This window comes from Paraprevotella clara YIT 11840 (assembly GCF_000233955.1).
GTDB lineage: Bacteria > Bacteroidota > Bacteroidia > Bacteroidales > Bacteroidaceae > Paraprevotella > Paraprevotella clara.
Genome location: NZ_JH376661.1, coordinates 80541 through 92455, shown reverse-complemented (window position 1 = coordinate 92455; position 11915 = coordinate 80541). Strand labels below are relative to the sequence as shown.

The 11915-nt window shown below is 50.4% G+C and carries 12 protein-coding genes; 11 read left to right on the top strand and 1 reads right to left on the bottom strand.

Features of this window, described 5'->3' with window-relative positions:
* The 11 genes from infA to HMPREF9441_RS16500 all read left to right on the top strand — a co-directional run bounded on the left by infA (position 1) and on the right by HMPREF9441_RS16500 (position 10493).
* The gene (infA, locus tag HMPREF9441_RS16545; protein WP_008623102.1) at positions 1-219 is read left to right on the top strand and encodes a translation initiation factor IF-1; all 219 of its coding nucleotides are present in this window, start codon (positions 1-3) and stop codon (positions 217-219) included.
* A 12-nt stretch (positions 220-231) separates the two neighbouring features.
* The gene (gene ykgO / locus HMPREF9441_RS18140; protein WP_008623101.1) at positions 232-348 is read left to right on the top strand and encodes a type B 50S ribosomal protein L36; all 117 of its coding nucleotides are present in this window, start codon (positions 232-234) and stop codon (positions 346-348) included.
* A 32-nt stretch (positions 349-380) separates the two neighbouring features.
* Positions 381-761 carry a 30S ribosomal protein S13 gene (gene rpsM / locus HMPREF9441_RS16540; RefSeq protein WP_008623099.1) on the top strand — a complete coding sequence of 127 codons (381 nt, stop codon included), beginning with the start codon at positions 381-383 and terminating at the stop codon, positions 759-761.
* A gap of 9 nt (positions 762-770) precedes the next feature.
* Positions 771-1160, top strand: a complete 390-nt coding sequence (gene rpsK, locus HMPREF9441_RS16535; RefSeq protein ID WP_008623097.1) for a 30S ribosomal protein S11 — start codon at positions 771-773, stop codon at positions 1158-1160.
* Positions 1161-1283: 123 nt separating this feature from the next.
* On the top strand, positions 1284-1889 hold the full coding sequence (gene rpsD, locus HMPREF9441_RS16530) for a 30S ribosomal protein S4 (RefSeq protein WP_008623094.1): 606 nt from the start codon (positions 1284-1286) through the stop codon (positions 1887-1889).
* Between the two features lie 11 nt (positions 1890-1900).
* Complete coding sequence (locus HMPREF9441_RS16525) at positions 1901-2893, top strand: DNA-directed RNA polymerase subunit alpha (protein WP_008623093.1); 993 nt, start codon at positions 1901-1903, stop codon at positions 2891-2893.
* 6 nt (positions 2894-2899) lie between these two features.
* On the top strand, positions 2900-3394 hold the full coding sequence (gene rplQ, locus HMPREF9441_RS16520; protein ID WP_009392353.1) for a 50S ribosomal protein L17: 495 nt from the start codon (positions 2900-2902) through the stop codon (positions 3392-3394).
* Positions 3395-3761: 367 nt separating this feature from the next.
* Complete coding sequence (locus tag HMPREF9441_RS16515; RefSeq protein WP_008623091.1) at positions 3762-7013, top strand: DUF6055 domain-containing protein; 3252 nt, start codon at positions 3762-3764, stop codon at positions 7011-7013.
* 38 nt (positions 7014-7051) lie between these two features.
* Positions 7052-9013, top strand: coding sequence for a TlpA family protein disulfide reductase (locus HMPREF9441_RS16510; protein ID WP_244949824.1), 1962 nt, complete (start codon positions 7052-7054; stop codon positions 9011-9013).
* Entirely contained in the window at positions 9013-9381 is a 369-nt protein-coding gene (locus HMPREF9441_RS16505; RefSeq protein ID WP_008623089.1) for a hypothetical protein, read from the top strand. Before HMPREF9441_RS16510 ends, HMPREF9441_RS16505 begins: the two co-directional genes overlap by 1 nt.
* A 47-nt stretch (positions 9382-9428) precedes the next feature.
* On the top strand, positions 9429-10493 hold the full coding sequence (locus HMPREF9441_RS16500; RefSeq protein WP_244949823.1) for a TlpA family protein disulfide reductase: 1065 nt from the start codon (positions 9429-9431) through the stop codon (positions 10491-10493).
* Positions 10494-10618: 125 nt separating this feature from the next.
* Here HMPREF9441_RS16500 and HMPREF9441_RS16495 read toward each other — a convergent pair whose 3' ends face one another.
* On the bottom strand, positions 10619-11905 hold the full coding sequence (locus HMPREF9441_RS16495; RefSeq protein WP_008623087.1) for an O-acetylhomoserine aminocarboxypropyltransferase/cysteine synthase family protein: 1287 nt from the start codon (positions 11903-11905) through the stop codon (positions 10619-10621).
* Positions 11906-11915: the final 10 nt, after the last annotated feature.

The following is an 11915-nucleotide window of genomic DNA, read 5'->3' as shown; positions in this document are numbered from 1 at the left end:
ATGGCGAAACAGTCAGCAATTGAGCAAGATGGTGTGATTATAGAAGCTCTTTCTAACGCAATGTTTAGAGTAGAGTTGGAGAATGGGCATGAGATTACGGCTCATATTTCCGGGAAAATGAGAATGCATTATATAAAGATTCTGCCTGGGGATAAGGTTCGGGTGGAGATGAGTCCTTATGATCTTTCTAAAGGTCGCATTGTATTTAGATATAAATAAAAAAGCAAAAATATGAAAACAAGAGCATCTTTAAAAAAACGTACTCCGGAGTGCAAGATTGTACGTCGCAAAGGACGTTTGTATGTTATTAACAAAAAGAACCCTAAGTTTAAAATGCGTCAGGGCTAATATTTTATAGCAAAAAGAAATAAAATAAGTATATGGCAATAAGAATTGTAGGTGTAGATTTGCCTCAGAATAAGAGAGGTGAAATTGCTTTGACTTATATTTATGGTATAGGTCGTAGTAGTTCAGCAAAAATCCTTGCAAAAGCCGGTGTCGACAAAGACATTAAGGTAAAAGACTGGACTGATGAGCAGGCTGGTAATATACGTGCCGTGATTGGTGCTGAATACAAAGTAGAAGGTGATCTTCGTTCTGAAATTCAGTTGAACATCAAGCGACTGATGGATATCGGTTGTTATCGTGGTGTTCGCCACCGTTTAGGTTTGCCGGTTCGCGGTCAGAGCACGAAGAACAATGCTCGTACGCGTAAGGGCAAGAAGAAGACAGTTGCAAACAAGAAAAAAGCTACTAAATAATAATTAGATATGGCAAAAAAAACAGTCGCAGCTAAGAAAAGAAATGTGAAAGTTGATGCTATGGGACAGTTGCATGTTCATAGCTCATTCAACAATATCATTGTGTCTTTAGCAAACAGTGAGGGTCAGGTGATTTCATGGTCCTCTGCCGGTAAGATGGGATTCCGCGGTTCGAAGAAGAACACTCCCTATGCAGCTCAGATGGCTGCCCAGGATTGTGCGAAGGTTGCATTCGATCTTGGCTTGAGAAAGGTAAAGGCTTATGTGAAAGGGCCGGGTAACGGACGTGAGTCTGCTATTCGTACCATACATGGTGCAGGTATTGAGGTGACGGAGATTATTGATGTTACTCCATTGCCACACAACGGTTGTCGTCCTCCTAAGAGAAGAAGAGTTTAATAAGAGATAACCCATAATAACAGTAGGGATTCCAACGATTTTCAAGGGCTTCATTTCCTTTCTGTAGTCGCGGCTGCAATGACTTGGGATTCCTGCAAGAACCTTTAAAAATTAGAACTTAAAATGGCTAGATATACTGGACCAAAATCAAGAATTGCTCGTCGTTTCGGTGAGGCTATATTCGGACCGGACAAGGTGTTGTCAAAAAGAAACTTCCCTCCCGGTCAACATGGAAACAACAGAAGAAAGAAAACTTCTGAGTATGGTGTCATGTTAGCTGAAAAGCAGAAGGCTAAATATACTTACGGTGTTTTGGAGAAACAGTTCCGTAATATGTTTGAGAAGGCTGCCCGTACAAGCGGTATTACCGGTGAGATTCTTTTGCAGAACTTAGAGTGTCGTTTGGACAATGTCGTTTATCGTTTGGGAATTGCTCCTACTCGTGCGGCAGCCCGTCAGTTGGTGGGACATAAGCACATCATCGTAGACGGTGAAGTGGTGAATATCCCTTCATACGCTGTTAAGCCTGGTCAGATTATCGGTGTTCGCGAGAAATCTAAGTCTTTGGAAGTTATTGCCAACGCTTTGGCTGGTTTCAACCATAGCAAATATCCTTGGATAGAGTGGGATGAGAATACCAAGTCCGGCAAGTTACTCCACAAGCCGGAACGTGCAGACATTCCAGAGAACATTAAGGAGCAGTTGATCGTTGAGTTGTACTCTAAATAATAATTAAGATAATGGCGATATTAGCATTTCAAAAACCTGATAAAGTATTAATGTTGGAGGCGGATGACAAATACGGCAAGTTCGAATTTCGTCCGTTGGAACCCGGTTTCGGTATTACTGTTGGTAATGCTTTGCGCCGTATTCTTCTTTCATCCCTTGAGGGATATGCTATCAATACCATGCGTATTGCGGGGGTAGAGCACGAGTTTGCTTCAGTTCCCGGAGTAAAAGAAGATGTTACCAACATTATCTTGAACCTCAAGCAAGTACGGTTCAAGAAGATAGTAGAAGAATTCGAGAATGAGAAAGTGAGTATCACGGTAGAGAATACGACTGAATTCAAGGCCGGAGATATTAACAAGTATCTGACTGGATTTGAAGTGTTAAACCCTGAATTAGTTATTTGCCATTTAGATGCCAAAGCAACGATGCAGATTGAGTTGTCCATTAACAAAGGTCGGGGGTACGTTCCAGCCGATGAGAACCGTATCTTCTGTACTGATGTGAATGTGATTCCAATCGATTCAATTTACACTCCGATTAGAAATGTTAAGTACGCTGTTGAAAACTATCGTGTAGAGCAGAAGACTGACTACGAGAAACTCGTTCTTGAAATTTCTACTGATGGTTCCATTCACCCGAAGGACGCCCTGAAAGAGGCTGCAAAAATTCTGATTTATCACTTCATGTTGTTCTCTGACGAGAAGATTACATTGGAGAATTCCGATGGTGAGGGCAATGAAGAGTTTGATGAAGAGGTGTTGCACATGCGTCAACTTCTGAAGACCAAGTTGGTAGACATGGATCTTTCTGTCCGTGCCTTGAACTGTCTGAAAGCCGCAGATGTGGAAACGTTGGGCGACTTGGTACAGTTTAACAAGACCGACTTGTTGAAGTTCAGAAACTTCGGTAAGAAATCGCTCACTGAGCTTGATGATTTGCTAGAGAGTCTGAATCTGTCGTTTGGAACTGATATTTCTAAGTATAAATTAGATAAAGATTAATAAACAATGAGACATAATAAAAAATTCAATCATTTGAGTCGTACTGCATCCCACAGACAAGCGATGTTAGCCAATATGGCCATCTCTCTGATCATGCACAAAAGAATCACTACGACTCTTGCAAAGGCCAAGGCTTTGAAGAAATACGTGGAGCCGTTGATTACAAAGTCTAAGGACGATACTACTAATTCTCGTCGTGTCGTTTTCAGCTATTTGCAGAACAAGTATGCCGTAACAGAGTTGTTCAAGGAAATCTCTGTGAAAGTGGCTGACCGTCCGGGTGGTTATACCCGTATCATCAAGACCGGTTTCCGTCAGGGTGACAACGCAGCGATGTGTTTCATCGAATTGGTGGACTATGATGAGAACATGGCTAAGCAAGCTACGAAGAAGACTCGTACGCGTCGTTCCAAGAAGTCTGCGGCCAAGGCTGAAGAGGCTCCTGCGGCCGAAGCACCGGCAGCAGAAACTGCAACAGAAACACCTGCAAGCGCCGAATAATTTAATTTGCTATAAGAGAAAAAGCCGTCCGGAACTCCGGGCGGCTTTTTTCATGCCTGCTCTTTTAATCTGTACGTGAGGGATATTTTGTCGTCCGTTTTTCTTGCAGATAGGAAAGGGCGTAAGAGGAAATGTGTTGTTGTAAAGAAATTGTATTTCTTGATATTTCTGTTTATCAGCTTCTTACGTGTCTGAAATCATTCGCCTGAGAACGGAAAATCATTCTCAGGCGAACGAAAAATCAATTGCCTGAGAACGATTTTTCATTTGCCTGAGAGTCGTTTAGGATATAACTTTTTCTTTTGAGATTTTGTGCTATTAGCTTAAAATATGTACCTTTACGGCACTAAACATTATACCTAATAATATGAAAAGAAACTTATTCATGTGTTTGTGTCTTGCGTCGAGTCTGCACGGTTGGGCACAAGTGGATATATCCGCTTACTTCTTGGAAAACCACGGTTTTGATACGAAATTCAACTACGATGCCCGGCAAACGGGCAATGTTTCCGGGGATGTCATAAACGAAGTTTACGGTTGGACGAATGAAACCATGGCCACTTATACCGTGGCCGGCACGTTTGCTTATAATCCGGAGGTGACGTTCAACAACAGTTCCGCGCTGCCGGCTTCAGGGTACGAAGGCTCGGAAGGCGGTGCGCTCGGATTGACGACGGGTTGGGGCATGCAGCTTGTGTATTCCCAAAGTGTGACCCTTCCAAAGGGAACTTACCGTTTGTCTTCGGCCTATTATAACGTGGGCACGTCCGGTGCCGGAAACAGCCTGTTGGCCTGGCTGCCGGATAACGGAACCGCTACGGTTTCCGACGTGAAAAATTTCCCCGTGAAGTCGTGGAAAACGGACGAGCTCATTTTTACGCTTACGGCGCAAACCACCGGAAAGATACGCATCGGTTTTGCGGCCAACGAGGGGGTAGGGTCGGCCAACCATGCCAAGATTTTGGTGGACTACGTGAAATTGCTCTGCGACGACATGGACAAGGGCGGTTTGGAAACTGCCCTTTCGGCGGCGCGGGCAGCTTACGGCGACGGTTCGGGTGTGTATGCCGAAGAATTGAAAGCTGCGATAGACGAAGCGCAGACGGTCTATGAAGACGAGCATGTCGCAGTTACGGATATTTTGGCCTTGACACAACGGTTGACGGAGGCTACGCAGACTTACCAATATAAAAACGCATCGCCGGAGCATCCGCTGACCATGACTTCGCGCATCGTGAATCCCAATTTCGAGGACGGTACGACCGGTTGGGAAAACGATGGGATGCTCACGCAGACCAATACGAGTTTTCCGGGCAAATCCGGTACTACTTATTTGGAGCGTTGGGTGAACATCGGGTCCAGAGTGCCGGATGTCGGTATCCGGCAGACGTTGGAAGGCATTCCCGACGGGAAGTACCGCCTGCGTGCCGCCGTGGGCAATATCCAGCAGAACGGCGCGAACAGTACGGTGAATGCCGGAGAGAAGCAAACGGGCGTTACCTTATATGCCGGGATTTATGACATGCCGGTGGATACGATGAAGGCCCACAAAGACCTCTATTTTACGGTGGTGGACGGGCAAGTCACCATCGGGTTCAAGGCTGAAAACGCCACAGGCAACTGGATTTGTCTCGACAACATCCGCCTGTATTATCTCGGCGCGAACACCCCGGATGATTATGCGGCTTATTTGTCGCGTTATGCCGATGATGTCCGTGAGGAATTGCAGGCGAAACATATCCAGTCTGCGGTCCGCCAGGCGGTGGAAGCAGCCATAGAAGCAGCCGAAAAAGCCTCGGCGGCGGAGAATCCGGATGAAAAAGCCATGGCGGAAGCGAAAGCCGCCTTGGACGAAGCCGTGACGGCTATCGAGGCCTCGGCGGCCGTCTATGATGTTTTGGCCGACGCGCTCCGCTATGCCGGACAAGTGAAGGACTGGTATGAAGAAGACGAGGAAAAGCGGGGAAAGATGGAGACGGCCATTCAAGCTGCACAGGAGGTTTGGGAGAATACTGAACAGACCGAGGAGCAAATCCGCTCGGCCGCACAGGCTTTGCAGGATGTCACGCAGACGGTAGACAAGAAAGTCTATACGGCTCAGTGGTTGATGGGAGATGTCAATGACCCGGACAATGCTTATTATATCGGGCGTACGCGCCAATCGAAGAATTGGATTCTGTTTTGGGAAAAAGGTTACGGTGAGAACCCTTCCGTGTTTACGTGCGGCAACCATACGATAGACATAGACGAGGTGCTGAGGAATGCCGAAATCGCTTTCGATTTTTATACCGATTCGCTGAAGTTCATCCGTCGTGGCAGGTCGAAGACCGATACCTATAAGATGGTCATCCGCTTGCGTTATGAACCTGAAGGATGGGAAGCTTCCGGTTCAGGCGTGGACGACCTGATCGGTTTGCTCACCCTTACGCCTTGGGCTGCCCCGTCGCGCAACTGGCAGACGCTTTACCACGAGATAGGCCACTGTTTCCAATACCAAGTGCATTGCGACAACGGCAACCGGAACGGCTGGATGTATGAACCCGGAGGGGGTAAGGGATGTGCATTTTGGGAGCAGTGCGCACAATGGCAGGCCTATAAAATCATGCCGGCCGACCAGTTCAACAACGAATGGTTCGACGGCTACCTGCAAAACGTACACAAGCATATCCTGCACGAATCGCCGCGTTACAACAATTATTTCATACAAGATTACTGGTGTTACAAGCACGGGATGGACTTCATGGGGCGGCTTTGGAACCAGAGCCGGAACCCGGAGGATGCCGTCGAGGCCTATATGCGCCTCACGGGAATCACGGACAGCGAGTTCAATGACGAAATGTACGACTGTGCAGCCCGTTTCGCCACTTGGGACATTCCGGCCTTGGAAGAGTACGGTGCAGCCAAAGTGGACAGCCGTCCCTTGCCTGCCATGCTCAAGGTGGCCGACAATTATTGGCGCATCAGTCCTTCTGCGGCTCCTGAGAATACGGGGCACAACATCATCTGGCTGAATTTGCCCAAAAGGGTCGGTTCCACGGTTTCCGCTTGTTTTGAAGGCCTGAACCGTCAGGAGGGCTATCGCGTGAAGAATGCGACCTACGCAGAGTGGCGTTATGGCTTTGTAGCGTTGCTTAAAGATGGCAGCCGGGTGTATGGCGACATGGGAAAGTCTGTGTACGGCACCCCGAAGGATACGATATTCTTCGATTGTCCGGTGGACTGCAAACGGCTTTACTTTGTGGTGAGCGGAGGCCCGAAGAAATATTGGCGGCAAGTGTGGGACGACAACGACGCGAACGACGAACAGTGGCCCTATCAGGTAAAGTTTGGCAATACGAACCGTTACGGGTCGGCCAACCTTCCGGACGAGACGGGGATAGGCGAAGTGGCGACGGACGCGTCCGTGCCTATTGTGTCGGTGTCCGGACGCACGTTGCGCGTGGAGCCGTCGCCTGTGGCGGCAGAGGTACGTGTCGCTGCGCTCTCCGGTGTCTGCGTGGCAGACTTTCCGTGTGGGGCGTCGGTGGTAGAGACTCCCTTGTCTCCCGGTTTCTATATCGTCCAAGTGTTGTCGGCCGACGGGCGCAACTTGGTGACGAAGAAAGTCGTGGTAAGATAAAGACGTAAAAAGGAAATACTTAAACGATGAATACCGAAATGAAAACAACGTACAAGACAACGTTATGGGCATGGCTGCTTTTGGCCGTGCTGTGCTGCGCCTCCCCGGAGGCGGCGGCTCGGAAAGCGCGGACGTTCTCCCGTCCGGCTTGGGTGGGCAGTACCACTTCCACTATCCGTATTACGAAAGTCGAGTTTACCGATACTGCTACGATTATCAGTTTCCATGAGCGATACAAGCCGGGCTGGTGGATTCAAGTGTCCAAGGATGCTTGGCTTCTGGGTGATGACAATCGGAAGTATAAAGCCTTGCGGGGCGAGGGCATTGTGCTGGGGGAACATTTTGTGACTCCTCCAAGCGGTGAAGGCGAGTTCAAGGTGTTGTTTGAGCCTATGCCCCGGAAAACCCGTTTCTTTGATTTTATCGAGGGGAATATGCGAGGGGCGTTTAATATCTACGGCGTGCACGAAGAGGGGAAGGCCCCGCAGGTGCCCGAGGAACGGGATCCGTTCGTGATGACACCCGAGTTGGAGCGGCAGTTTTTCACGGCGGACACGGCCTGTGTCCGTGGCCGCATCGAGGGGTATTCGCGCAGCCAAGGCTATTCCACCATGTTGTATGACCGTTGTGAGCCGACCACCGGCGAGCGCGTTCCCCTCGTGGTGGATATCCGTGAGGACGGCACGTTCGAGTTCCGTTTTTGGGCTTGGTATCCCGTGGAGGGCGCACTGTCGATAGAAGGCAAGGATTTCCGCGAGTGGTTGAACTTCTATGCCGTGCCGGGGCAGACCACGGAGATGGTCATTCAGGCGAATGGTTCGGTGTCCTGCGCTTCTGCGCCTTCCGGCCCGTTTGGGTGGAAGCGTTCTTTGGAGCACGGGGTTTCGGAGCTTTGTGCTTACCCGTATGACGAGTTTTCCGCTGTTTCGGATTCGCTCGGTTTTAAAGATTTCACGGAAAACGCCATGAGGCGGATGCGCGAGCGGTTACGGGCGGTGGACTACGTGGCTTGGCGTTTCGGTTATACGCCGTGGGAGTGTCACTTGGCGGAGTGCCAGACGCGGTTGGCGCATGGTATGGCAGTGTTCGATTACGAGATGAACCAACATTTTTCCATCGATTGGAAGATGACTCAAGAGGAAATAAATAAGAAAATGGCACCGTATCGTGACCCTGCCAACTATCGTTTCCTGCGCGAGATGCCTTGCAACGATGTGTCCGTTTGGGTGCTTCGTGACTTGGATATATTCCTGAACCGTTATGAGTTTTCTTCGGTCATGCGCAACCCTGCTGTATTGGTTGGTTCCATGGAACCGGACAGCGTGGCCAAAGAGGATGCAGCCATGATGGCCGTGGACACTGCGATATTGGGGGCGGACGAGCCGTCGCTACTCGGACGTTTGGTGGTGCTGCGTGCCTTGTCTTCCGATTTAGGACGCCATTATAGTGAAGCACCGTCCATGTACGACAGCATTTACCAAAACCGCTTGGCATATATGAACCGTGAGGTGTTGCGTGTCCAGGCCGAGCGGTTGCTCGAACAGGCACGTCGCCGCAACACGCTTACTTACGCCCTGCCCGATACGGAAGGCGGGAACCTGTTGCGCCGCCTCACGGAGAAGTACCGGGGCAAATATGTCCTGATAGACTTTTGGGGGATGTTTTGTGGGCCTTGCCGTTCGGGCATCGAGCGTTCCAAGCCGATGCGCGAGGCATTGCGCAACCATTCCGATGTGGATTTCCTGTTTATCAGCACCGAAGGGGAAGGACCGGAAGAGAACTACCGGAAGTATGTGGACGAACACCTGTCCGGAGAAGATGTGGTGCAGGTGAGCCGCGACGATTTCAACCGCCTGATGGAGCTGTTCAATTTCTTGGGGATTCCGCATTACGAGACGCTCGACCGCATGGGGAATGTGGTGCGGAGCGGTTTGCGCTATGCGTCGGAAGAGCAGTTCCGTTTGCATTTGGAGAACTTGAAGCAACAGTTGGAACATTGATGGAAAGATATATGGAGGCTTACAACCGTAAGCAGTATTGGATACAACTGGATTCCGTCCTGCATTTGCACGGTGCTGTGACGGGGCGAGACTATCCCTTGCGGCGTTGCGAGGGGTTGGCGTTGGGGCAGCGCGTGTATATGCCCGATTCCGGTAATGTGAGTTTCCGTTTGGTCTTTCCGCCGTTGGATGGCCGTGATACTTCGTTCGACTTCATGGAAGGAGGGAAAGACGGTTGGTTCATCAAGGGCGTGAACCTGAAGGAGGAGCGTGAGGGCAAGCTGCATTGCCGCCTGACGGGGACGGTGGAAAAAACGACAGAGGCGAGCCGCCTCGTGTTGCACTGTTACGGGTTGATGCGCGGGTAAAGCCTTTCATTTCCATCCCGGTGCATAACGGGAAGTTTGAATATGATTTGTATACTGACTGTATAGAGGCTTGGCAACTTTATTTGTGGCACGACTGGATGGAAGGGCTTTTTTACTGGGCAAAGTTCTTGAGTGAGAATGCCACCCTGCATATTACCATTCCGGAGGAGGGAAGGCCGAAAGTGGAGACCGACGGGACGGAGAACCGGCTGATGCAGGATGTGGACCAACGCGCCGAAAGCATATTCAGTCCCAAGTACGAACTGTACAACGCCCGTGTGGATACCCTTGAAAGTGAGGATGATTATTTCACTCCGGCAGGCAAGGATTTGTATGAACGCCTGAGGACGGCGGAGACGCAGGAAGAGGCGAACAAAATTTATAAGCAACGGGACAGTCTGGAAAAGTCCCGCAGACTTTATTCGCCTCGGATGATGGCTTTGCAGGACAGCCTTGCCGCCTGCCGTGCCGAAGAAAAGTCGTGGCGGCTCCGCGAGGCGGCGCGCAAGCCTTCGGTATCCGGCTTGTCTTTTTTGCGTTTCGAGTTGGATGATACCGATCATCCGGACAGCCTGAAGCAGGCATTGTGGGCGGTTTATGATTCCGTCTATGCCGGTTATTTGCCGGAACATCCTTACCATGCCGTCGTGAACGCTTTGCGCCAATGCCGGACATTGGCCGAAGGGCAGCCTTATCCCGATTATGAGATTACGGGTAGCGACGGCCGTCCTTTGCGTATGTCCGGCCTGATACGCGGCAAGATTGCCCTTGTAGACTTATGGGCTTCGTGGTGCGGGCCGTGCCGCGCGAATTCCAAATCCATGATTCCCGTTTATGAGGAGTTCAAGGATAAAGGCTTCATGGTGGTGGGCATAGCCCGCGAGAAGCGCCGGAGCGACATGGAGCAGGCGGTGCGTAAGGACGGCTACCCTTGGGCTTGCTATGCCGAGGTGGAAGATGCCAACAATGTATGGGCTTTACACGGTATAGGAAACTCCGGTGGAGGCACTTTCCTTGTCGACAGCGACGGTACCCTGTTGACCGTCGGGGCTTCGGCTGACGAGGTGCGCGAAATCTTGCGGAAGAAGTTGGATGGTAAATCGGGGCATTGAGAAACCGTGTCCGTTGAAAACAGCCTCCCCCGGAAACGTATTTGTCAGCGTTTTCCGGGGGAGGTTGGGCATAATAGGGGATGGCCGTGGGGCGTGGTGGAAACCGAAGCCATGGCTACCGGCACTTATTTCGATGCGTCCAACGCCTGTTGGATGTCTTCAATGATGTCTTCTACATTTTCTATACCGACTGACAGGCGAATCAGGTCAGGTGCCACTCCGGCTTCGCGCAACTGTTCGTCGGAGAGCTGGCGGTGCGTATGGCTGGCCGGATGCAATACGCATGTGCGGGCGTCGGCCACATGCGTCACGATGCAAATCATCTTCAAGCTGTCCATGAACCGGATGGCATCTTCTTTTGTGCCTTTCAGGCCGAATGCGATGACACCGCAAGACCCGTTCGGCAAGTATTTTTGTCCTAACTCATAATATTTGTTGCTTTTCAGTCCGCAGTAGTTCACCCAAGCCACACGTTCGTTTTGCTCCAGGTACTCTGCTACGGCTTGTGCGTTGGCGCAGTGCTGCCGCATACGCAGATGCAAGGTTTCAAGGCCGAGATTGAGCAAGAATGCGTTTTGGGGGCTTTGGATGGAACCTAAGTCTCGCATGAGTTGCGCCGTGGCTTTGGTGATGTAAGCCATCTTGCCGAAAGCGTCGGCATAAGTCAACCCGTGGTAGCTTTCGTCCGGTTGGCAAAGTCCCGGGAACTTGTCGGCATGGGCGTTCCAATCGAAGTTGCCGCTGTCCACTATGGCACCGCCTACCGATGTGGCGTGTCCGTCCATATATTTAGTGGTGGAGTGGGTGACGATGTCTGCTCCCCATTCAAACGGGCGGCAGTTGATTGGTGTGGCAAAAGTGTTGTCCACAATCAAGGGCACACCGTGTTTGTGGGCCATCCGGGCGAAGCGTTCTATGTCGAACACGTGGCCGCCCGGATTCGAAATGGTTTCGCCGAAAAAACATTTCGTGTTCGGACGGAAAGCGGCTTCGATACGTTTGTCGTCCCATTCCGGATCTACAAACGTGCATTCGATGCCTAACTTTTTCATGGTGACTCCGAACAGGTTGTATGTGCCTCCATAAATAGTGTTAGAGGTGACGAAGTGGTCGCCTGCCTGACAGATATTGAATACGGCATAGAAATTGGCCGCTTGTCCTGAAGACGTCAGCATGGCGCCTACGCCTCCTTCCAGTTCGGCAATCTTGGCTGCTACGGCATCGTTTGTGGGGTTTTGCAATCGGGTATAGAAATATCCCGTGTCTTCCAAGTCGAACAAACGAGCCATTTGTTCGCTGTTGTCATATTTAAAAGTAGTACTTTGATAAATAGGTAAAACGCGCGGTTCGCCTTTCTTGGGCGTCCATCCGGCCTGTACGCAAACAGACTCTCTTCTGAGTTTCTTTTCCATTTTGTGTCTA

Excerpts from the sequence above, each read along its gene's own strand:
- HMPREF9441_RS16525 (WP_008623093.1), top strand. The coding sequence starts at position 1,901 with ATGGCGATATTAGCATTTCAAAAACCTGATAAAGTATTAATGTTGGAG.
- rpsK (WP_008623097.1), top strand. The coding sequence starts at position 771 with ATGGCAAAAAAAACAGTCGCAGCTAAGAAAAGAAATGTGAAAGTTGAT.
- HMPREF9441_RS16515 (WP_008623091.1), top strand. The coding sequence starts at position 3,762 with ATGAAAAGAAACTTATTCATGTGTTTGTGTCTTGCGTCGAGTCTGCAC.
- HMPREF9441_RS16510 (WP_244949824.1), top strand. The coding sequence starts at position 7,052 with ATGAAAACAACGTACAAGACAACGTTATGGGCATGGCTGCTTTTGGCC.
- infA (WP_008623102.1), top strand. The coding sequence starts at position 1 with ATGGCGAAACAGTCAGCAATTGAGCAAGATGGTGTGATTATAGAAGCT.
- HMPREF9441_RS16505 (WP_008623089.1), top strand. The coding sequence starts at position 9,013 with ATGGAAAGATATATGGAGGCTTACAACCGTAAGCAGTATTGGATACAA.
- rplQ (WP_009392353.1), top strand. The coding sequence starts at position 2,900 with ATGAGACATAATAAAAAATTCAATCATTTGAGTCGTACTGCATCCCAC.
- rpsD (WP_008623094.1), top strand. The coding sequence starts at position 1,284 with ATGGCTAGATATACTGGACCAAAATCAAGAATTGCTCGTCGTTTCGGT.
- rpsM (WP_008623099.1), top strand. The coding sequence starts at position 381 with ATGGCAATAAGAATTGTAGGTGTAGATTTGCCTCAGAATAAGAGAGGT.
- ykgO (WP_008623101.1), top strand. The coding sequence starts at position 232 with ATGAAAACAAGAGCATCTTTAAAAAAACGTACTCCGGAGTGCAAGATT.
- HMPREF9441_RS16495 (WP_008623087.1), bottom strand. The coding sequence starts at position 11,905 with ATGGAAAAGAAACTCAGAAGAGAGTCTGTTTGCGTACAGGCCGGATGG.